23 protein-coding genes and 1 other RNA gene are annotated in these 22248 nt (G+C 44.3%); 4 read left to right on the forward strand and 20 right to left on the reverse strand.

Annotation, left to right across the window (positions count from 1 at the left end; translation table 11 throughout):
* Positions 1-60: 60 nt before the first annotated feature.
* Positions 61-1236 (reverse strand): acetyl-CoA C-acetyltransferase, encoded by a 1176-nt coding sequence (locus GGR02_RS14750; RefSeq protein WP_183185738.1) that lies wholly within the window; start codon positions 1234-1236, stop codon positions 61-63.
* A gap of 15 nt (positions 1237-1251) precedes the next feature.
* Positions 1252-3636, reverse strand: coding sequence for a 3-hydroxyacyl-CoA dehydrogenase/enoyl-CoA hydratase family protein (locus GGR02_RS14755; RefSeq protein ID WP_183185739.1), 2385 nt, complete (start codon positions 3634-3636; stop codon positions 1252-1254).
* Positions 3637-3821: 185 nt separating this feature from the next.
* On the opposite strand from GGR02_RS14755, the gene GGR02_RS14760 reads away from it, so the two are divergent.
* On the forward strand, positions 3822-3971 hold the full coding sequence (locus GGR02_RS14760; RefSeq protein ID WP_183185740.1) for a YuzL family protein: 150 nt from the start codon (positions 3822-3824) through the stop codon (positions 3969-3971).
* Positions 3972-4000: 29 nt separating this feature from the next.
* Here the strand turns inward: GGR02_RS14760 and GGR02_RS14765 are convergent, their stop codons facing one another.
* Positions 4001-4918: a proline dehydrogenase family protein gene (locus tag GGR02_RS14765; RefSeq protein WP_183185741.1), complete on the reverse strand. Its 918-nt coding sequence runs from the start codon at positions 4916-4918 to the stop codon at positions 4001-4003.
* A gap of 179 nt (positions 4919-5097) precedes the next feature.
* Here GGR02_RS14765 and GGR02_RS14770 point away from each other — a divergent pair, with 179 nt between their 5' ends.
* Positions 5098-5355, forward strand: coding sequence for a hypothetical protein (locus GGR02_RS14770; protein WP_183185761.1), 258 nt, complete (start codon positions 5098-5100; stop codon positions 5353-5355).
* Between the two features lie 14 nt (positions 5356-5369).
* Entirely contained in the window at positions 5370-5693 is a 324-nt protein-coding gene (locus tag GGR02_RS14775; protein ID WP_183185742.1) for a spore coat protein, read from the forward strand.
* A gap of 36 nt (positions 5694-5729) precedes the next feature.
* On the opposite strand, the gene GGR02_RS14780 is transcribed toward GGR02_RS14775, so the two are convergent.
* From GGR02_RS14780 to GGR02_RS14805, 6 genes are all read right to left on the reverse strand, one after another.
* Entirely contained in the window at positions 5730-5918 is a 189-nt protein-coding gene (locus tag GGR02_RS14780; protein WP_183185743.1) for a hypothetical protein, read from the reverse strand.
* A gap of 30 nt (positions 5919-5948) precedes the next feature.
* On the reverse strand, positions 5949-6152 hold the full coding sequence (locus GGR02_RS14785) for a hypothetical protein (protein ID WP_183185744.1): 204 nt from the start codon (positions 6150-6152) through the stop codon (positions 5949-5951).
* Positions 6153-6267: 115 nt separating this feature from the next.
* Positions 6268-7629, reverse strand: coding sequence for an adenosylmethionine--8-amino-7-oxononanoate transaminase (gene bioA, locus GGR02_RS14790; protein WP_183185745.1), 1362 nt, complete (start codon positions 7627-7629; stop codon positions 6268-6270).
* Positions 7626-8330 (reverse strand): dethiobiotin synthase, encoded by a 705-nt coding sequence (gene bioD / locus GGR02_RS14795; RefSeq protein WP_183185746.1) that lies wholly within the window; start codon positions 8328-8330, stop codon positions 7626-7628. Before bioD ends, bioA begins: the two co-directional genes overlap by 4 nt.
* Positions 8331-8436: 106 nt before the next feature.
* Positions 8437-9615 (reverse strand): HD-GYP domain-containing protein, encoded by a 1179-nt coding sequence (locus GGR02_RS14800; protein ID WP_229706238.1) that lies wholly within the window; start codon positions 9613-9615, stop codon positions 8437-8439.
* A 64-nt stretch (positions 9616-9679) separates the two neighbouring features.
* Positions 9680-11461, reverse strand: coding sequence for a pyruvate kinase (locus GGR02_RS14805; protein WP_229706240.1), 1782 nt, complete (start codon positions 11459-11461; stop codon positions 9680-9682).
* A 189-nt stretch (positions 11462-11650) separates the two neighbouring features.
* Between GGR02_RS14805 and GGR02_RS14810 the strand changes: the two genes are divergently transcribed.
* The gene (locus GGR02_RS14810; protein ID WP_183185747.1) at positions 11651-12736 is read left to right on the forward strand and encodes a GGDEF domain-containing protein; all 1086 of its coding nucleotides are present in this window, start codon (positions 11651-11653) and stop codon (positions 12734-12736) included.
* 102 nt (positions 12737-12838) lie between these two features.
* Here the strand turns inward: GGR02_RS14810 and GGR02_RS14815 are convergent, their stop codons facing one another.
* The 11 genes from GGR02_RS14815 to secG form a co-directional block, all read right to left on the reverse strand.
* A complete protein-coding gene (locus GGR02_RS14815; protein WP_183185748.1) occupies positions 12839-13150 on the reverse strand; it encodes an antibiotic biosynthesis monooxygenase in 312 nt (103 codons plus the stop codon).
* A 27-nt stretch (positions 13151-13177) separates the two neighbouring features.
* Complete coding sequence (locus GGR02_RS14820; protein WP_183185749.1) at positions 13178-14224, reverse strand: Surface layer protein; 1047 nt, start codon at positions 14222-14224, stop codon at positions 13178-13180.
* Positions 14225-14248: 24 nt separating this feature from the next.
* Positions 14249-14758, reverse strand: a complete 510-nt coding sequence (locus GGR02_RS14825; RefSeq protein WP_183185750.1) for a HugZ family pyridoxamine 5'-phosphate oxidase — start codon at positions 14756-14758, stop codon at positions 14249-14251.
* Between the two features lie 35 nt (positions 14759-14793).
* Positions 14794-15585 (reverse strand): ABC transporter ATP-binding protein, encoded by a 792-nt coding sequence (locus GGR02_RS14830; RefSeq protein ID WP_183185751.1) that lies wholly within the window; start codon positions 15583-15585, stop codon positions 14794-14796.
* Positions 15572-16621, reverse strand: a complete 1050-nt coding sequence (locus GGR02_RS14835; RefSeq protein WP_183185752.1) for a FecCD family ABC transporter permease — start codon at positions 16619-16621, stop codon at positions 15572-15574. The genes GGR02_RS14830 and GGR02_RS14835 overlap by 14 nt, the downstream gene beginning before the upstream one ends.
* Before the next feature lie 18 nt (positions 16622-16639).
* Positions 16640-17572, reverse strand: a complete 933-nt coding sequence (locus tag GGR02_RS14840; protein ID WP_183185753.1) for an ABC transporter substrate-binding protein — start codon at positions 17570-17572, stop codon at positions 16640-16642.
* A gap of 163 nt (positions 17573-17735) precedes the next feature.
* Positions 17736-18088, reverse strand: a transfer-messenger RNA (tmRNA) gene (gene ssrA, locus GGR02_RS14845).
* 96 nt (positions 18089-18184) lie between these two features.
* The gene (smpB, locus tag GGR02_RS14850; protein ID WP_183185754.1) at positions 18185-18652 is read right to left on the reverse strand and encodes an SsrA-binding protein SmpB; all 468 of its coding nucleotides are present in this window, start codon (positions 18650-18652) and stop codon (positions 18185-18187) included.
* Between the two features lie 78 nt (positions 18653-18730).
* Entirely contained in the window at positions 18731-21010 is a 2280-nt protein-coding gene (gene rnr, locus GGR02_RS14855) for a ribonuclease R (RefSeq protein WP_183185755.1), read from the reverse strand.
* A 20-nt stretch (positions 21011-21030) separates the two neighbouring features.
* The gene (locus tag GGR02_RS14860) at positions 21031-21771 is read right to left on the reverse strand and encodes an alpha/beta hydrolase (protein ID WP_306415784.1); all 741 of its coding nucleotides are present in this window, start codon (positions 21769-21771) and stop codon (positions 21031-21033) included.
* A gap of 66 nt (positions 21772-21837) precedes the next feature.
* Positions 21838-22071: a preprotein translocase subunit SecG gene (gene secG / locus GGR02_RS14865; protein ID WP_183185757.1), complete on the reverse strand. Its 234-nt coding sequence runs from the start codon at positions 22069-22071 to the stop codon at positions 21838-21840.
* Positions 22072-22248: the final 177 nt, after the last annotated feature.

Here is a 22248-nt window from a genome sequence, read left to right on the forward strand (position 1 = left end):
ACCGCTTATTAAATACTATTTCATTCGCCTTTATTTTACTTGTTAAAGAACCATTCCTTGTTAGTCGATTAATTCAAACACACCTGCGGCACCCATTCCACCGCCGATGCACATCGTGACGATACCAAATTGTTCGTTGCGGCGGCGCATTTCATATAGAAGCGACAATGTTAACTTCGCCCCTGTGCATCCGAGCGGATGGCCGAGCGCAATCGCTCCACCGTTGACGTTCACTTTCTCTTCGTCTAAACCAAGTTCGCGGATGACTTGAATCGATTGGGAAGCAAACGCTTCGTTCAATTCAAACAATCCGATGTCGGAAAGTTCAAGTCCTGCTAGCTTTAACGCTTTTGGAATCGCTGCTACCGGACCGATGCCCATCACTTCCGGCGGCACCCCAGCTACCGCGAACGAACGGAACTTACCAAGCGGTTTTAGTCCTAATGATTCTGCTTTTTCACGTTCCATCACCATGACCGCTGCCGCTCCATCGCTCGTTTGCGAAGCGTTTCCTGCCGTGACTGTTCCGTTCACCGCAAAGGCTGGACGAAGCTTTGCCAATGTTTCCATATTCGTATCTGGACGTACCCCTTCATCTTCTGAAAAGAGCACGGTTTTTTCTACTAATTTATTGTTTTCGAGCTTGCGAATAGTTACTTCCACCGGAACAATTTCATCGACAAATTTCCCTTCTTGAATCGCTTTCGCTGCCCGTTGATGGCTGCGCACCGCAAATGCGTCTTGGTCTTCGCGCGTAACGCCGTATTTCATCGCGACTTGCTCCGCTGTATGTCCCATCGACATATAATATTCTGGTGCATTTTCTGCGAGCTTCACATTCGGACGTACGACGTGCCCCATCATCGGCACAAGGCTCATCGACTCGACCCCGCCTGCGATGATGGTGTCCGAATGCCCGAGCATAATCCGCTCTGCTGCGTAAGCAATCGCTTGTAACCCAGATGAGCAATAGCGATTGATCGTAATGGCTGGAACCGTATACGGAAGCCCTGCTAATGCCCCGACGTTGCGGGCGATGTTTAATCCTTGTTCTGCTTCCGGCATCGCACAACCGATAATTAAATCGTCAATATTTCCTTCATAGTTTCCTGCCCGTTTTAACGTTTCTTTCACAACGAGCGCCCCTAAGTCATCTGGACGCACGTGGGCAAGCGTTCCTTTCTTTGCTTTTCCGACAGGTGTACGCGCTCCCGCTACAATGACCGCTTCTCTCACGATATTCCCCCCTTTTTAGTTACGCAACGGCTTCCCTTTCACAAGCATATGCTGCATTCTTGCTTGTGATTTTGGTTCGCCTACTAAACTTAAAAATGCTTCCCGCTCTAAATCTAACAAATATTGTTCATCCACTTCAGTTCCATACGGCACTTTTCCACCAGCAATGACGTAAGCGAGCTTTTTCGCAATCGTTAAGTCATGGTCGGTAATATAACCAGAAAGATGCATCGATTGCGCTGCCAATAATAGTGTTGCATAACCCGTTTCGCCGACTACCGGCACTTTTTTGCGTACTGGCGGTTGGTAGCCGTTGTCATAAAGCGTAAGGACAGCTTGTTTTGCATCGTGCAACAAATGGTAGCCGTTCAGCGAAATGCCGTCCGTCTTGCCTAAAAAGTTCAATTCGCGTGCTTCCATCGCGGATGTCGATACTTTTGCCATCGCAATCGTTTCAAATACTTTGTTGGCGACCTTTTGCAAATCGAAATCAACACCGTTTGGCATGCTGTTTAAATGTTTGATATACAATTCTTTGTTTCCACCGCCGCCAGGGATTAAGCCGACGCCGACTTCCACAAGCCCCATATACGTTTCCGCAGCTGCTTGAATGCGGGCAGATGGCAAACAAATTTCCGTTCCGCCACCGAGCGTCATCGCAAACGGAGCGGCAACGACTGGCTTCGGGCTATACTTAATATTCATCATCGCTTGCTGGAACTGCCGAACGACAAATTCAATTTCCAAATAGTTATCATCTTGCGCTTCCATTAAAATCATCGCAAGGTTTGCACCGACACAGAAATTTTTTCCTTGGTTCCCAATGACAAGCCCTTTGTAGTTGCGATCCACTTCCTCTAGCGCATAGTTAATCATTTGCACAATATCTAGTCCAATCGCGTTATTAGGGGAATGAAACTCTAATAGCGCGACATCGTCGCCAAGGTCGATGAGACTTGCACCGCTATTTTTCTTAATGACACCTTTTTTGTCTTTCAGCCGTTGGATATGAATGACTTTCGCGTTTTCTTCTACCGCTTTATATTCGCCGCGATCGTAAAAGAGCACGTTTCCGTTTTCTGTTTTGTAAAACGATGTATGCCCTTTTTCGAGCATTTCCGTCACCCAAGCCGGTATTTCGCGGCCCTCTTCCTGCATTTTCCGAACGGATTGCTCGAAGCCAATGGCATCCCACGTTTCAAACGGTCCTAATTCCCAACCGAATCCCCATTTCATCGCGCGGTCAATCGCGACAATGTCATCCGCAATTTCGCCGAGCAATTTCGCTGAGTAAAGCAATACAGAACTTAAAATATTCCAAAGCAACGTGCCAGCGCGGTCATCTGCATATACAAGCGCTTTCAACTTATTAGCTACGCCTTTTGCTTGTTTGCTCGCTTCCGTTGCTGGCGTTTTCAATTTTTTGCTCGGCTCATATTCGAGTGTTTCATAGTTTAATTCCAAAATTTCTTTTCCTTTTTTCAAGAAAAAGCCTTGACCAGACTTGCTACCGAGCCAACCTTTTTCTAACATTGCTTTCATAAAATCCGGAACGCGAAACGCTTCTTTTTCTTCCCCTTCTACTTTCTCAAAGACGTTATTGGCGACATGCACGAACGTATCCAATCCGACGACGTCAAGCGTCCGGAACGTCGCACTTTTCGGGCGCCCGATGAGCGGTCCTGTGACGGAGTCGACTTCGCCGACACTATAGCCGCCGTTCACCATTTCTTTGACGGTCGCTAACAATCCATACGTCCCGATACGGTTAGCGATAAAGTTCGGCGTATCTTTCGCCATGACGACGCCTTTGCCGAGCACTTCTTCGCCAAACGTTTTCATAAACGAAACGACTGCTGGGTCGGTATCTTTTGTCGGGATGATTTCAAGCAGTTTTAAATAGCGCGGTGGGTTGAAAAAGTGCGTGCCTAAAAAATGCTTTTTGAAATCTTCCGAACGACCTTCTGCCATCGCTTCAATCGAAATTCCTGACGTATTGGAGCTGACGATACTTCCCGGTTTTCTCACTTCATCGACTTTAGCAAAGACGCTCTGCTTGACATCGAGCCGCTCAACGACGACTTCGATGATCCAATCCGCTTCTTTCAACCGATGGAAATCGTCTTCAAAATTTCCGACTTCAATAAGCGCAAGTTTTTCTTTCGACATAAGCGGTGCTGGCTTTTGTTTGACTAGCTTTTGCAACGCTTGATTAACGAAACGATTGCGCACTTCTTTATGTTCGAGCGTAAGTCCTTTTGCTTCTTCTTCTTTTGTCAGTTCGCGCGGCACGATATCTAATAGCAATGTCGGAATGCCGACGTTCGCTAAGTGTGCGGCAATGCCAGAGCCCATCACACCAGAGCCGAGAACCGCTGCCCGTTTAATTCGTTTGACCATATTCCTTCCCCCTCACCTCTATTGAATGAATAGTCATTCATTTTTTGTCGAAAAAAAATTTCGCAACAACTTTCCTTTATCTTAAATATAAAGTATGTTACAAATTTTCGCAATATATAAACTTAACATTTTTTGACTCGCATATCCCCATTTTTTTGGAGATGCTAATAATGGAGGTGACAAACATGGCAAAAATGCAAAAACATCCGTCCAAAAACGGCGTCAGTGCGGCGAGTGTCAAAGGGAACGCTGGACCGACAGTGGAAATGGACGGCGGCGGGAAAAAAACGAGCCAAAACCAGCAATATAAAAAACAAAACATGCAAGCCGACTAAAAGGGCGCTCGTTTTTTCGAGCACCCTTTTTATTTCCGGAACATTCCTTTTAGCACAAACGCGACGTTCGCTGGACGTTCGGCAAGACGGCGCATAAAGTAGCCGTACCAGTCCGTTCCGTACGGGACGTAGACGCGCATCGTATACCCTTCGCGCGCCAATTGTTCTTGCCGCTCTGGACGAATGCCGTACAGCATTTGAAACTCAAATTGGGTGTTTGGAATGTTATATTCTTTTACGAGTTGTTTCGTGTACTCGATAATGGCGTCATCATGCGTCGCAACTGCCGTATAGTTGCCGTTTAACAAATGCATTTTAATAATTTTTTTAAAGTTTTCATCGACGTCTTTTTTCTCGGGAAACGCCACTTCCTCGGATTCTTTATACGCTCCTTTTACTAATCGCAAGTTCGGATGGTATTCTTTTAAGTCTTCGATGTCCGATTCCGTGCGGTATAAATACGCTTGTAACACCGTGCCGACGTTATCGTATTCGGTTTTTAACTGTTTAAAAATATCGATTGTTTTTTGGCAGCGCGAATAGTCTTCCATATCAATCGTCACAAATACATCGTTAGCCTTTGCTGTGTCTAAAATGCGGCGCATATTCCGCATGACAAGTTCATCGGAAATATCAAGCCCCATCGACGTCATTTTTAACGATAGTTGCGAGTTTAACTGTTCGCGACCGATTGCTTCAATCGCTTCAATACAATGGTTCGCCATTTCGTTCGCTTCTTTCTCGTTATCGACAAATTCCCCTAAATAGTCGACCGTGACGGCAAGCCCTTTTTGATTTAATGAGCGAATCACTTCTACCGCTTGCCCGATTGTTTCCCCTGCGACAAAGCTGGAAGCGCCAAAACGTAAGCCATATTGTTTCGCTAATTTCGTTAACGTTTTATTTTTCGATAAAAATAAAAAAAAGTCGCGCATTACTTGTTCCATCGTGTGCTACTACTCCTTTCTTTTTGTAAGCGCATTCAAAATAACCCTATCATGATTGTACCACGTTTTCTTATTGCTGAATACGTTTTTTCGACAAAATTCGGCATATGTATATTTTGCCCTAAAACGGATAATCTACAAGCGAATCATGAACCTAGAAAGGAGATAGACGTATGCAAATGCAACAACGAACAACAACGCAACAGACGACAATGCCACAGCCACCACAAGTCATTTCGACAAAAGATGCGCTCTATTTAACAGACATGATGTCATGGAACTTGTTAGCAATGAAAAAAGCGCACTTTTTTGCGTCGCAATGCCAAGACGGAGAAATCGTTGCTGCGATTGAGCGAGCGGGGCAAATGCACCAGCGCCATTATGAGCGCCTGTTGCAACATTTGCAGCAAAACCAACCAACTATACCGCTACAATAAAGGAGGGAAGCAAAATGGCGATTCAAAATCAAGAAACGCAAGTGCCGAAAACACCGCAAATGAACGAACGTGATTTTTTGAACGATATGTTGACGACAGAAAAATATATGACCTCTTCTTATAGCACGTTTTTGCATGAAGCAAGCCATCAACAATTGTATCAAGACGCACTGCAAATTTTTACGGAAACACAAAACTGTCAGCGAGAACTGTACAATCTTATGTTCCGCAAAGGTTGGTATAAGCTTGAACCAGCGAATGGACAACAGTTGCAACAAACATACGAACAATTTCAAGGGTATACGAATCAATTTCCGTATCAACATAACTTGCAATAGACATCTTTCCCCGTACAAATCGTACGGGGAAGCTTGTTAATACCCGTATCCTCCATACGGATAATACGGAGGGTACACAGGATATGGCGGATATGGAGGGTATGGCCTTGGAATCCCGTAAAAGAGCGGAGGGATTAACGCACTGCCGAGCAACCCGCCTAATAACCCACCGACAAATGGACCGCCAAAAAACCAGCGCGTGTCATATGGGTGCTGCCGAATCATAGGCATTCTCCTTTCATCTTTTCATCTTCCTTACCAAATTGGGTAGTACGGGTAATATGGATAACCGTAATACGGTGGAATTAACGCACTGCCAAGCAAGCCGCCTAAAAAGCCACCGAAAAATGGACCGCCAAAAAATGGACGCGGACGCCAAAAGCCAAACCCCCATGGACGCCCGAAACCAAACCCCCACGGCCGCCAAATTCGCTCCTCTTGAAGTAAATGATCATTCATCGTTGCATGCCTCCTCGTATTGTCGTTGTTACACTTTATACATATGTAGGACAAACGCGGAGGGCGTGGGCGAATGTCCAATAAAAAGAAAAACCGTTGCCAAAATAGGCAACGATTATTGGACAATCATATGGGCAATCGAGTCAAACAAAATATCGACCGCTGTTTCCAACTGTTCGTCCGTCATCGCCAAGACCGGAATAAACGTCAATACCGGACCAAGCGGGCGAATGATAAGCCCGCGTTTTCGCGCTTCTAAAATTGTCCGATGCTCAAACTGCTCTACGCGAGCGAACGTTTCTTTCGTCCGGCGGTCTTTGACGATTTCAATGCCAACCATCAACCCTTTTTGCCGAATGTCGCCAACGACCGGTAACTCATATAGCGTTTGCAATTTTTTCGCAAGTTTCTTCGCTTTTCGCTCGACATCCGCAACGAGCTTGCGTTTTTCCATTAGCTCAATGTTTTTGAGCGCGACCGAACAGGAAAGTTGGTTTCCCGTATATGTATGGCCGTGATAAAACGTTTTGTTTTCGGTAATATCGCCTAAAAACGCTTCATAAATCGCTTCCGTCGTGAGCGTCGCTGCAAGCGGCATATATCCGCCCGTAATCCCTTTGCCAAGGCAAACGATGTCGGGAAGCACGTTTTCTTGCTCGCATGCAAACATCGTCCCCGTCCGCCCAAAGCCGACCGCTACTTCGTCGCAAATAAGCAATACCCCATATTTTCGGCAAAGCGTTTCGATCCCTTTTAAAAAGCCTGCCGGATGGGTAATAATGCCTGCTGCCCCTTGCACGAGCGGTTCAACAATCATTGCAGCGATGTACTCATGTTGTTCGGCAAGTACGTTTTCTAGTTGCTGTAAACAATAACGGACGATTTCTTCTTCACTTCCATATTCGTCCATTCGATAGACGTACGGAGCCGGCACTTCGATTCGTTCAAATAAGAGCGGCTGAAAGATGCGATGGAATAACTCCATGCCGCCAACGCTGACCGCACCGACCGTATCGCCATGGTATGCTTCTTTTAGCGACACAAATTTCGTTTTCTTCGCATATCGAACCGGATCAATGTTTTGCCAATATTGATACGCCATTTTGAGCGCGATTTCAACCGCTGCTGCCCCTGTATCTGAGTAAAACACTTTTGCCATCCCCGGCCATAATTCCACTAACTTTTTTGCCAATAAAATGGACGGCACGTTCGCTGAGCCGAGCAACGTCGAGTGGGCAATCGTTTCGACTTGTTTATGAAGCGCTTCGTTCAACTCAGGGTCGTTATGCCCATGAACGTTTACCCAGAGGGAGGCATAGCCGTCTAAATAGCGGTTGCCTTCGACATCAAACAAATAGCTACCTTCCCCGCGTTCGATAATCAGTGGTTTTTCTTCGACATACGTTTTCATTTGCGTAAACGGATGCCATACGTATTGTTTATCCCATTGTTCTAATTGTTCGTAACGATACGTCACTCGACTAACCTCCTTAACCATTCGGTTTGCTCTCCTTCTTCTAGCCACGCTTTCGCAAGTGCTTGCAGCGATTGGCGCGAAAGGTCGACGACAGGGAGCGTTGTCAGCAGCGGTACATCCAGTAGCCGCTGAAGCGTTCGAACGTTATCGACATGAATGTCGTTTTGGCTGTCCAATTGATTAACAACAAGCCCGATGATCGGCAATGCGTGGTGCTTTGCATACAAAACAGTAGTCGTCGCGTGATGAATCGCTCCTAGCCCAGCTAACGACACAATCACAATCGGAAGCCCGCAGTCGTGAATTAAATCTTTTGTCATATAAAATCCTTCTTCTGTTTCGATCAGCGGCACGGCAAGCCCTCCTGCTCCTTCGACAAACACGACGTCATATTGCGCCGTCAGCTTCGCTAATTCCGCTTGAATGGTCGCTGGCTCGATCGTCGTATTCGTTAAACGAGAAGCAAAATGCGGCGACACCGCCGGCTCCATACAATACAAACTTGCTGCTTTCTGTCCCATTTTCGTTTCATACCAGTAACGCTCCGCAAACGAACGCCCATCTTCCGCCAAACCGGTTTGAATTGGTTTATAAATGATTGCTTTCTTTCCCATTTGTTCGACCGCAAACGTTAAAAACGACGTGACGACCGTTTTACCGATGTCCGTTCCTGTGCCAGTAATAAATATCGCCTTTCCCACGCGCTCTCCCCCCTTATTGTTTTCTATTTTGCCCGACAGATGTTTTATTGTCAACTATTTTAAATTAATGGTTAACATAAAAGAGAACGCCCCCAATGGAGCGTTTTTATAGTCGAGTCGATAAGTCATAAATATCGCCATTGCGTTTTTTGACGATCGGATGGAGCGGAAAATGCACGTAATCTTTAAAACCGATGACTTCCGCCAGTTCATGGTTTGGCAGCTGAATCCATTCGCCGACTTTATAGACGCGCGATTTGTCGATAAAAATGCGTAAAATGTTCGGATCGATTTTTTTGCCGCTTTGCTTCCACACTTCTTCGACCGCTTCAAACGATAGGCGGCTTTCCTCTTTGACATAGCCCCCCACTAATTCGTCGTATAGTTGGGCAAGCGCAATAATGCGGCCAAATAAGTGGATTTGCTCTTTTTGCTTTTGGCTCGGAAGCCCTGTACCGGCATATTCTTCATGATGGTCGAGAATGCCGAAAATAATGTTTTTTCGCCGGCAGTGTGGGGAAGCCGCAATCATTTCCACCGCTAAGCGTAAATGATCTTTGATTAGCTCTTCATCGCGTTTGCCGCTATTTAAATAATGAATGAACTGCTCTTTTGGCACTCCTGTAAACCCGATATCGGCAAACAGCGTCGCCAATGCTAGGTCAAGCAGTTCTTCATCGCTTAGTTCGAGCGCCGTGCCAATCATAACGGAAAGGCACATCGTATTGACACTATGAACGACAAGCACATCGTGGTATTGGTACATTCGTTGAAAAAGCGATAAAATCGTTTCATCGCTGGCAATCACGCGGTTCAATTGCTCATTTAGTTGCTTCATTCGATTTAACATTCGCGGCGAATCAAATGTTTGGATACACACGTTCCACATCGGCATCAATACGTTCGGATGAAACGCCTGAAAAAAGCGGTCTTGCCCGCCATCGGTGACGCGCTTTCGTTTGGCAAGCTGGTCATCGTACATTTCCATCGAGAGCGGAAGATTAGTATATCGCTGATGAATCGTTAAAAGATGACGAAACTGTTCGTAAGCTTCTTCCCCATGTTCTTCTTTCCACTGTCGAAATTGCTGTAATTTCTCTTCCGACTCGGCTACAAGCAGCGGATAGTCAACTGGAAAATGTTTACGCAAATGCCCTATGACAGATTCTGTCATTTTTTTATATTTACGGACAAACAACAATCCGTCCGGGCGGTAAATCGGATGTAATACGATATCGTTCATGCGCAGTTCACGTACTGTTTTTACTTGATATACAACGTCCATACCCGTTAGCCCCTTAAACAACCCATTTGCTATTTATTATAGCGGATGGACGCTAGAAAGAAAACTACGTCATCCCTTGTTGGGACATATAGCGCGCAATCGTTTGTTGCCTTTTTTCGTACGCTTCTTCTTTTTCAAGAATGTGTGAAAGCATTTCGACCGCTTCTAAAATATAAGTTCCTTTGTTGAGCATAATACATTGAGCGGTTTGCCCTAACGATACATCGGAAATTTCAGCACGTGCCGGCATCCCTTTTTTCGCTAAACTTTCTAACACTTGCGTCGCCCAAATCACCGGAATATGCGCCGCACGGCAAAGCGCCAAAATTTCTTGTTGCACGATCGACATATGTTCAAATCCTACTTCAATCGCTAAATCGCCCCTCGCAATCATGACGGCAAACGATGGCAGTTTCAGCCCTTCCAATAAAATTCGGGCAAGGTTGTGAAGGGCAGCACGCGTTTCGATTTTTGCGACGACCGTGAGATGCGGTGCGCCGTGCTCTATTAACAAGCGGTGAATTTCTGCCACATCTTTTGGAGTATGAACGAACGAAAGCCCAATCATATCGGCATGCTGGCAAATAAACGGAAGGTATGACAAGTCTTGATCTGTCAGCGAAGATACATTTAAATGAATGAGCGAATCCGGAAGATTCAGTCCCGCACCTTCTTTGAGCGTTCTCGGCTTTTTCCCAGTGGAAACAACTTTCGCTTCCACGTACTCGTCTGTCACTTGTTGAATTATCGCAAAAATTTTCCCATCATCGATATACAACCGATGTCCGACGCGAACGTTACGAAACGCTTTCGGCAACGTCGTCGTCATTTTTACCGCATCAGCAGGCGCCGCATCTAAGTGAGTTTCCTTGAAATAAATTTTGAGAGAAGTTCCTTGTTGAACAGGAATTTTCATTGGAATTGGCATCACCGAACGCACAAATAGACGATGGCAAGGATGAGTGAACACCGTCCGCGCTTGTAAATAAGCGGTCTTTTTCAACATGACTTTTGCACATGTTGGACTAATTGTTTCGACGACTTGTAACACTCTGCGCCGCCCACGCATATCTTGGAATGACAAGTTGTCTCCAACCGTCAACACGATTTCTTCTTTTGCAGTTGCTTCGATGACGAACGCTAACCGTCGGTCATCAACCTGTGGCGGCTTGCCGATGGAAAAGAGCCCGATGAGCGGTGCTTCTGTTTTTTTGACTGCCAGTTTCAGCGGACGTTCTTCGCCAACTAGTCGTTTTACACGAATTTTCGGGCCGGGTAAATCCATATAAATGCGGCAACGCTTCTCTCCATGTCCGTGCTGTCGCAGCCGTTCTTCCGCTTGGCGAACGCAGTCGATCATTTTTGCCCAGACAGCGGGGGTATAGTACGCGCAATTAATGCGGGCAATGTCCATGCCGCGCCGCAATAGTTCTTCCATTTTTTCTGGTTCGTGAACGATTTGTTCATCTAACGTCACCATAATGCGCGTACACCTTCCGTCCCGCGCGTTGCCTAACGCGATGGTTGCCCGCTCCTCAAGCAACTGGTGTGCTTTACGGCAAGTAATGTTACTCCCTAATGTTGGGGAAACGTGCATCCACTGCAATAAAAGCGACAGCCGAGAAAGCACGTGCGATTCGTATCCAAAAAGCGACAGCCCCTTTTCTTCCAATGCGCGGACGAGCGATTCGGAGATCGTTTCTTTTGCGTATAAATAAGCGAGTAAATTGTCGCGGCTTTCTTCATATGCAAGCGGAAATTGCTTGCTTTTGTTCATCGTGCGCTCGATGATTGTTTCATACGTGCGAATCAACGTTTCTTTTAGCTGATTATCGAACCCGTCCACTATTCTTCACCTCAGTTCGTGAAGTAGAAAAAAGATGATTATATATATTCTTCGGAAATAAAGAAAATGAGTAAATGTCAGTTTGTTGACAGTGTCAATATTTTAGGAAACACTCTATCTTTTCCGTATTATTTTTTTTATAATTTTTTTAAAGAAATATTATTTTTAGCAATGTGGAAGTGAGGCGCCATGGTTCAGTCTGTCTTATCTAATATTTGCATCTTACTGCTCGTTTATTTGTGTATTCAAACGATTTATTTTCGAAAAAACGATTGGACATTTCTTACTCCTAGAAGAGTAAAATGGCTTCATATTTTATTTGTATCGTTCGGCACGGTTGCGATGTTTTATACACCAATTTTCATCGGTGACTATCGCTTTGATTTACGTACGATTCCTGTCACGTTTTTGGCGTTGCTACAAGGACCTAGCTACGCGATTCCTGCGCTAGTGATTGCTTCTAGCTGGCGCTGGGTATTGGGAGGAAGTGGGGCTGTTCCCGGCATTGTCTTTGGACTTATGTTGCCAACCATTTTGGCGCTATATTTGCATCGGTGGAGCGCTATCAAACGTTTTTCGTACGTGCATTCGTTTTTTGCATTTACTGCTTTTTGGCTTCTGTCCGATTTGCCGATCATTTTTCTCGTTCCTTCCGGATGGGAAGCGTTTAAACAAATAGCACCAATCCGTTTTTTTTCGTTTCATCTTGGGGCAGCGCTATTGTTCTTTTTCGTTCGGTTAGCCATTCACCACGTTCAGTTAATCCAAAAGTTGCGCTTTTATGCCGACCATGACCCGCTCACGCATTTATACAATATGCGAAAATTCGTGGAAGTCGTCAACGAACAGCGGACGCCTCGTTATCTTGCGATGATTGATGTCGACTTTTTTAAACACATTAACGATACGTACGGGCATCAAAATGGGGATGAGGTGTTGAAAACGCTGGCGCAAATGATTCGGACGTTCGCCCCAGACCGCATGGTGGCTGGGCGCTATGGCGGGGAAGAGTTTATTGCCTGCCTTTCGGTGGAAAAAGAAACGGAAGCAGTGGAGTTACTCAACCGCTTGCGAACCGCGATTGAACGGCGCACTTTTTTTACGATTGACGGCCAGCCGCTCCCTCCCATCACCGTATCGATCGGCGTCGCCCCATTCAACTGCAGCAACCGCATCGAAAAAGCAATCGAACAAGCCGACCAATATTTATACATCGCCAAACAAACAGGGAGAAATAAAGTGGTGTGGGGAGAAGTCGCTGAACAAGTGAAATAAAAGGAACTAACCGCTTTCACAAAACAGGCGGTAGTTCCTTTTTTTCTCTCGCTAAATATAGATCTCCTCTCTTTCACCTTCGGCAGAAAAGAGCGCTGTCAATTATGCTTCGACAGAGAGAGCTACTTTGTATGAGAACATCTCGTTTCCAAGCACAAAATCAAGTCGTTCTCTGTCTTTTTGCTCATGCGCCTTGCGAAACGCCTCACTTTTCGTCCAAGCGATAAAAGAATCTTTATTTTCCCATGTAGTGCACACGCGCACTTCGTCATGGTCTTCAAGCCCCTCTGTTACGAGTAATTCTAAACGAATAAACCCCGTTGATTGTTCAATTCCTTTTCTTTCTTTAAACCGCTCGACTAGTTGCGGAGCATATCCTTTTTTTACGCGAATCGCATTTGTTACTACATACACGGTTATCCCTCCATTTCAGATGTTAGGTCATTGCTTAGCTACAGTAAACGCATCTGCACTGACTTTTTGTCCTTTATATGCAACAGCGTACACAATAGATTGGTCTTCAGCAGCTGCTGTTACCAATGGAACAGTAATAGTAGCTGCTGTTTTATCCTCGCTCAACACAACGTTTAACGGAGTTACTTCTGTTTCTGTGCCGCCGTTAATTGTCATCGTAATTTTTATATCATCAACACGAAGAGAGGCAACAGGAATATCAAAATATAACGTAACCGTTCCATTGTTTGATTCGACAAAATCTAGTTCTGCCACTGGCGGAGCAATTAATTCATTGTATACTTCTAGTAAATCGTTATATTCTTTCGTCAAATCCGTTTTAAACACATTAGAAAGTTTATTCAATAGCGGACGCATGATATCTAACGCTTTTTTCGCCTCTGCTAGTTTCCCTTCCCCTAATGCACCTGTAGCTTGAGACAATTGCTTATTCACTGCAACATCGTTCGCATATTGGCTATATAGCGTTTTATTGCTATTCAATTGTTGTAAAAAAACTTTTCGCACGTGTGAGCCATATACTTTGCTATACAACTTTGCCTGTTTCTCAGTTAAGTAACCGCCTAGCTTCTCATAAGCGCTTTGCAACGCATCTATATCTTCATTTGCGATCGCTTCTTGTAGTGCTGTTTTCGCTTTTTCGGATGATTCCCACGCGTTGTAAGCATTCATATATGGAACGACGCGTTCTGTAATATATACTTTATAAGCATAGTCCAGCTCTTTTAAATATTTCGCTTTCATTTTCCCACCGGATTTTTGGACTGCTTTTTTAGCATTTGCATAAAGCGTGTTCGCCTTACTATATTCAACCATAACGGCTGACTTACTTGGAAGTTTTCCTGTTTTCGCCACTGCATTAACATACGTTGTATACGCTTTTTGCATTTGCATTTTTGCATCATTGACGACTCTTGCTACATTTGTCGCTGCTTCAACCGGATTCACGGAAAGTAAAGCAGCGAAAACCATTAGGCACAGCATTGCCAGCTTCATTCCTCGTTTCAAGTTCATAAAGTAGCGCTTCTCCCTTCACTCTTATATTTTTCCGCCACTTCGGCGCTCGACAACAACATGCGTAAACTGCGTTCCTTGCACATTAACCTCAAACGCTTCGCCAAATCCCGCCACGTAACGCCCTGCCACAGGGGTAAGTTTAAATAAATACATATCAATCGTTCGCAACAATCTCATTAGCGCAGAACCGTGAATATGTTCGAATTTCGCAAAAATGTCACCTTTTCCATCGTTTCCGACACATTCAGTGGTGCATTTAAAACGAACACGCTCTCTTGCAAATAGGTTAGGAGAGTCTTTTTCATCCGCAAGCATCATCACTGAAATGTAGCTATTGTCTTCGATATAGCGAAAATGCTCCGAAATTTTGCTAATAAAGATATAGAAGTGACCTTCATGAATCACAAAAGGAGCATAACTAATAAACGGATCGCCACTTTCATCCACTGTACTAATGACCATCGTTTTACATTGATTCAAAAATTGTAGATATTTCTCTCTTTTTGATTCTAGACCAAGCTGCTTTTGCATAACCACCCTCCTCACGCATAATCCCTCTTCTTCACCTATGGAGAAACAACGAAATCTTGTTTTTTTCTAATCGGGACGAAAAATGGTTTATGCCTGTCATAATAAATTTCCACATCAATATCAAAAATTTCTTGGAACATTACTTTGCAAATAACTTTTTTCGTATCGCCATCGTAACGAATATGCCCATCTTTTAGAGCGACAATCCTATCGCTGTATTGAGCTGCTTGATTAATATCGTGAAGCACCATCACAATCGTCATCCCGAATTGTTCATTTAACATTTGAACAAGTTCCATTACTTCTAATTGATGGGCAATGTCTAAGTAAGTCGTCGGTTCGTCCAGCAACAATATGTCCGGCCGCTGGGCAATCGCCATTGCAATCCACGCTCTTTGCCGCTCCCCACCCGATAACGACTGTAAAAATCGATACTCATACGCTTGTAAATTTGTTACTTCTAGCGCCCATTGAATGATTCGCTCATCTTCACCATCTAGCGATTGAAACCACCTTTTATGAGGGTTTCTTCCAAACTCCACTAATTCTCTTACCGTAATGTCGATTGTATGGTTTTGAATTTGCGGAAGCATCGCTAACTTTCGAGCGAGAGCTTTTCGACCTAACGTTTGGATTTCCTTGCCGTCTAATAAAACCGTCCCGACCATCGGTTTGAGAAGATGAGAGATGATGCGAAGCAGCGTCGATTTTCCCGAACCATTCGGACCAATTAAACTAATAATTTCCCCTCTTTTAATCTCTAAATTTATCTCTTCAAGTGCAAAAGACTCTGAGTGCCTGTATGAAAGATCGTTAACTAAAAGCACGCATTTTCCCCCTCTTATGGAGAATATATAGAAAGAACGGTCCTCCTAGAAAAGAAAGTAATAAGCCGACAGGCAATTCAATAGGATCAAACCAACTACGTGCAATCGTATCTGCTAACACAAGAAACATTCCGCCTCCTAACGCAGACAATGGCAAAACAAAACGATCATCATTACCAACAATCATTCGCAATATATGCGGAATAACAAGCCCTATAAACCCTATTAATCCAGACACACTGACGGCAATACCAGCTAACAACGTACTAACTACAATTAAGAAAAAACGAGAGCGTTCTACATGATGTCCTAATAATTTCGCCACATCATCTCCTAAATGGAGAATCCGAATATGCTTAATCGCAAAAAGGGATAAAATTAATGCTGGAATCCCATAGGTTAATAGCAATTTCGCTTGATCCATTGTTGCACTGCCAATGACTCCCGCCATCCACGGAAGCACTGCTTGCACACGGTCACTATAAAGTAGCATAATCGCACTCATGCTGGCGCCGATTACGGCATTGACGGCTACTCCGACTAAAATAATTCGCTCAACAGAAGCACCCCCTTGCCATGCCAGTGCATAAATCAGCATCGCTGTCAAAAAACCACCGATAAATGCAGCGATCGGTAATAGCAAAATATATTTTGGCAACAAAATCGTAATAATGACCGCCATCAAAGCAGCGCCTGAAGATACCCCGATGATTCCCGGATCTGCTAGCGGGTTTTTCATTACTCCTTGCATAATCGTTCCGGAGACAGCTAAACACATCCCCACTATGATTCCTACAATCGTCCGCGGCAGACGCAAATCCCATACAATCGTATGGAGCATGGAATCTTTTGTCCCCGTAATCCCTTCCCATACTTCCTGAAGGTTTAGTTTCACACTACCGGTAATGACAGAGTATAACGAAACAAACACAATAGATATGAGTAAAAAAACGAACGCACCTATTCTCCTTTTTCGATAAGGATGTTCTTTTTCTCCTAGTATAATTTCTTCTTTGTTAAGAGGCCTTTCCGCCATCTTTTGAACCCCTCTTGCTTATTTATTTAGCTTTGCTTTTACTTTTAATAATTCTTTATTCATATAATCTAGCGCTTCCCCGATTTTCGCTCCAGGACTTGCTGCGAATAATTCGCTTGGCAAAAAGACGACGCTTTTGTTTTTTACCGCTTTCAAGTTCCGCCAAGAACTTGTAGACATGAGCTTAATCATTGCTTTTTTTGTTTCCGCTGGATTAGCATGCGTAATAATGAAAATAACATCCGGATTGCTTGCGATAATACGTTCCGTACTTAAATTGGCATACCCAGGGAATTCTTTGATTTGCGAAAAACTTGCTGCAATATTTTCGCCGCCAGCTTTCTTCAATACATCACCAGAAAAGGATGTTGGCAACGCCACTAATGAACTGGAACCAGAGCCAAACAAAATGACAGCGCGCACTGTTGTTTTTGCTTTACTATATTTCTTTACTTTGCTATTAATCTTTCCAATTAATACTTTCGCTCTTTGTTCTTTATCAAACAATTTTCCTAATAAAGAAATAGAAGATTTAATATCATCAATTGAACTTCCAGAAGTGATAATGACTTTCAATCCCAATGATTTTGCTTTTTCAACATGTGCTTGAAAAGCAGTGCCTGCAATGACAACATCCGGTTTAACACTCACAATTTTTTCGAAATTTGGCTGATGAATATTTCCTACTTGCGGAACATCTTTTAAACTTGGATCAACCGGAGCCATCGAGGTCGGTCTCCCAACAATAGTAACTCCTAGTGTTTGAAGAGTGTTTAAATCCCCAGGACTTAGGACGACAACTCGCTTAGGGGCTTTCTCAAACGTCACCGTACGCCCTGCTAAATCTTTTACTGTAACCCCCTTCTCAGCCGCTTCGGTTGGGGAGCTAGAAAAAACAACTAAGCCAACCAACAAACATAGTGATAATACCCATGAGAATAATTTTTGCATACCGCATCTCCTTTCTGATGATTATCATTATCAATTACGTTAAAAATAATAAATGATAATGAGAATCTTTGTCAATATTTTTTAAATATATATACATTAATAATAAAAGAACTCCTAAAACAAAAAACGCTAGGTTTAGTCACCTAGCGCTTTTACTCACTCTGTATGGAGACGGTGGGAGTCGAACCCACGTCCAGAGATATCGCCACTTAAGCATCTACGAGCGTAGTCGGTATATTTCACTTTCGCCGCTTCTTCCGCCTACCGACAGGCCTCCGAGCAGCTAGTCTGATTCGTCTCTTCCCGCATCCTCAGACGGCGGACTTGGGCGTAGCCCACTTGTTATGAACCCCTAGGCCGCCACATGGGCGATGGCGGTAGGAGCTAGCCGCATTAATTAAGCAGCTAAAGCGTAGTTTTCTTTGCCAGTTATCTTTAGGTGACGTTTTGACGAGGACGGTCCCCTCGGCTCGCAGCTTAAGCTCGATCTACCCCTGTCGAATCCGTAACGTCCCCGTAGAGAAACGTACGAAACAGCTTAAGCTTTCATAACTGGCTGACATCATTTATTATAGCACATTTCCGCTCGTTTGCAATTGTAACATATTGTCACTACAGTTTTTGCCGTTCGCGGAAAACGCGTTCGACTTCGCGTTGCGCTTCTTTCTTTTTCATATCTTCGCGCTTGTCGTATTTTTTCTTTCCTTTGCCGACGCCTAATAACAATTTCGCAAATCCATCTTTCATATATAGCTTGAGCGGCACGAGCGTATAGCCTTGTTCTTTCGTATAACCGATGAGTTTATTGATTTCGCGGCGATGAAGCAATAATTTGCGCGTCCGCAACGGGTCATGGTTGTAGCGGTTGCCTTGTTCATACGGGCTAATATGCATATTATGCAAAAACACTTCGCCTTTGTCCACTTTCGCAAATGAATCTTTTAAGTTCACTTTGCCTGCCCGAATCGACTTAATTTCCGTACCTTGGAGAACGAGACCAGCTTCGTACGTTTCTTCGATAAAATAATCATGATGCGCTTTTTTATTTTGCGCAATGACTTTCCCTTCCCCTTTTGGCATACGTTTCCCTCCCTTCCGACAAGCAATATTTTAACAAAAATGAGAAGAAAGGAAAAGCCTCCGTTCTCGAGGCTTTTCTTATCGTTTTTTCTTTTTCTTCTTTTTCATTTTCGGAATGTCTTCGTAAAACTTTTGCTTTTTCTTTTCCTTTTTCGTCGGCCATTTTTCGTCGCTTTTTTTCTTTTTCCGCTTTCCTTCAATGACGACTGGCGCGGCTTTTGCTTTTTGATTCCGGCGTCCTTTCATGCCGACAATTTCAAAGTCGACGATGCGCTCCTCTTTATTGACGTTAATGACACGCACCGTAATTTCGTCGCCGATGCGGTACACTTTCCCTGTCCGTTCGCCAATCATTGCATAGTGTTGCTCGTCGTAATGGTAGTAATCGTCGGTTAAATAGCTGACGTGCACAAGCCCTTCGACCGTGTTCGGCAGTTCGACAAACAAACCAAAATTCGTCACCGAGCTAATAATGCCGTCAAACTCCATGCCAATTTTGTCTTCCATAAACTCGGTTTTCTTCAAGTCGTCGGTTTCACGCTCTGCCTCTACCGCACGCCGCTCCATATTCGACGTATGCTCCGCAATTTCAGGCAGCTTTTCCGCCCATTTTTGTTGCGTTTGTTCATCCATTTGTCCATTAATTAAATACGTGCGAATAAGGCGATGAACGATTAAGTCTGGGTAGCGGCGAATCGGTGACGTAAAATGCGTATAAAATTCGGTTGATAATCCATAGTGACCGAGGCTTTCTGCATCATAGCGCGCTTGCTTCATCGACCGAAGCATGACGGTTGATACGACCATTTCTTCCGGCTCGCCGCGCACCGCTTCCAACACTTCTTGCAACGCGCGTGGATGAATTTGATTGCCGGTTCCTTTTACAATATAGCCAAAGTTTGTAATGAACTCTAAAAAGCGTTGCAACTTCTCTGGCTTCGGATCTTCATGTACGCGATAAATAAATGGGACGTTCATCCAGTGGAAATGTTCGGCAATCGTTTCGTTTGCCGCTAGCATAAATTCTTCAATTAGTCGTTCGGCAACGGAACGTTCACGTAAGACAACGTCGTACGGCTTACCGTTTTCATCGACAAGCACTTTCGCCTCTTTAAAATCAAAATCAATTGCCCCACGCTTCATGCGTTTGTTGCGTAAAATCTCCGCCAACTCTGCCATTACCTCAAACATTGGGACGAGCGGGGCATATTTTTCTCGTAACGCTTCGTCTTTATCAACGAGAATGCGGTTCACATCAGAATACGTCATTCGTTCGGTCGTGCGAATGACGCTTTGGAAAATTTCATGGTGAACGACTTCGCCACGGTCGTTAATTTCCATTTCGCACGATAACGTTAACCGAGCGACTTTCGGATTAAGCGAGCAAATGCCGTTTGATAACCGGTGCGGAATCATCGGAATGACGCGGTCGACTAAATAGACGCTCGTCCCTCGTTCGTACGCTTCACGGTCAATCGGCGAACCTTCCGTGACGTAATGGCTTACGTCCGCAATATGAACGCCAAGCTTATAGTTTCCGTTTGCTAATTTCGTCACGGTCACCGCATCGTCTAAATCTTTTGCGTCTTCCCCGTCAATGGTGACAATCATTTCATTGCGCAAATCGCGCCGCCCTTGTAAATCTTCTTCGGAAATCGTATCGGGAATGCTGTTAGCATGTTCAAGGACGTCTTCTGGAAATTGTAGCGGCAATCGATGTTTATGAATGATCGATAAAATATCGACGCCCGGATCGTTTTTATGGCCGAGAATTTTAATAACTTCCCCTTCTGCGCTAATCCGTCCTTCTGGATACGTCGTTAAACGAACGACGACTTTATGCCCTTCGACCGCGCCGTTTGCCGCATGTTTCGGAATAAAAATGTCGTTCACAATTTTTTTATCGTCTGGAATGACAAAACCGAAATTTTTGCTTTCTGTATATGTGCCGACGATTTCCGTCACGCCGCGCTCAATAATACGGACGATCGTTCCTTCTTTGCGGGCGCCTGTCGGGTGTGCATTAACACGCACGAGCACCGTATCGCCATGCATCGCATTTTTTAATTCCGACGGCGGAATAAAAATGTCATCGAGCGTTGGGTCTTCTGGAATGACAAATGCAAACCCTTTCGCATGCCCTGTCACTTTGCCGCGAATTAAATTCATCTTTTCCGGCAATCCGTACCGATTGCTTCTTGTGCGGATAATCAATCCTTCTTCTTCCAGCGCAACGAGCGTTTTGACAAGCTCTTTAAACTCGGCAGCATCCGTAATGTGAAACGCTTCTTCCAATTCCTGAACAGTGAGTGGTTTATACGCTTCGTCGCGCATAAACGCTAATAATTTTTCTCTCATACAATTCCTCCTTTCGAGGATTACCAATCTAATGACTCTAAAAACGCATAAATGTCTTCGTGAAGCTGTTCTTTTTCTTTATCAAGCGTAATGACGTGTCCTGATTCCTCATACCACTTCATTTGTTTCACTGGAGACTCCACGCCGTTATAAATAATATTTGCACTATCTGGGTTAATCATGTCATCATGGCGCGCTTGTACAACAAAAACAGGCGCATAAATGAAATCTAAATGATCTCGCACATCAGCAATAAGTTGTTGTAGTGCTTTCAATGTTTTCATCGGCGTTTTTGCAAACTCCGCCATTTCGCGTTCGATTTGTTCTTCACTTTTTCCTTCCCGCTTTTTATATTCGCGAGCGTACGCTAAAACTCCTTCATACATCGTCTGTTCGCTTTTGATATACATCGGCGCACACATCGGCACGATGCCAACAACAGGAACAGTATAGCCAAGTTTTAACGAAAACACACCGCCAAGCGATAATCCAACAACAGCGATTTTTTCATGGTTTTGTTTTAAATATTCGTAAGCGTTCATCACATCTTGCCACCAATCTTCCGGGCCGGTATGCACAAGTTCTTCTGGCGGCACGCCATGTCCTTTATAAATTGGGGCGTGGCACGTGTAGCCTTTTGCTTGCAAAAAACGCCCAAGCATCCGCACATCCGCCGAATTTCCGGTAAATCCATGTAACAGCAACACCGCCCGCTCACCCGCTTCAAACGTAAACGGTTGTGGGGGAATCATCTTCATCATTCATGTCTCCTTTCTTCCCAACAGAAAAGGCAGCCCTTTTCGAATGGACCGCCCTTTCCCCATATTTTACAATTGGAAATACGTCACCGCAATCGCTAATACGAAAAATAATACGGCTAAAACAACGGTAATTCGATGCAGTACAGCATCTAATCCGCGCGCTTTTTGCTTGCCAAACAATTGTTCAGCACCGCCTGTAATGGCACCAGAAAGCCCTGCACTTCGACCCGATTGCAATAAAACAACCGCAATGATTCCAATACAAACAATTACAAGTAACGTAACAAGAAACGCATGCATACCTCACACCTCCAACGACGCACATCACAATAGCTTTATTTTAACATAACACTATTCATTTGTACAACGGACGAAAAGATACGGATTGAGTCAAGAGTTTGTGGGAGATTTTTTTTGATATTTCGATTCTCTGGATATATTTGGTTTAAATAACCCAGTGTTTGTAAGCGTTTTCTA

Source organism: Anoxybacteroides voinovskiense (genome assembly GCF_014196205.1).
GTDB lineage: Bacteria > Bacillota > Bacilli > Bacillales > Anoxybacillaceae > Anoxybacteroides > Anoxybacteroides voinovskiense.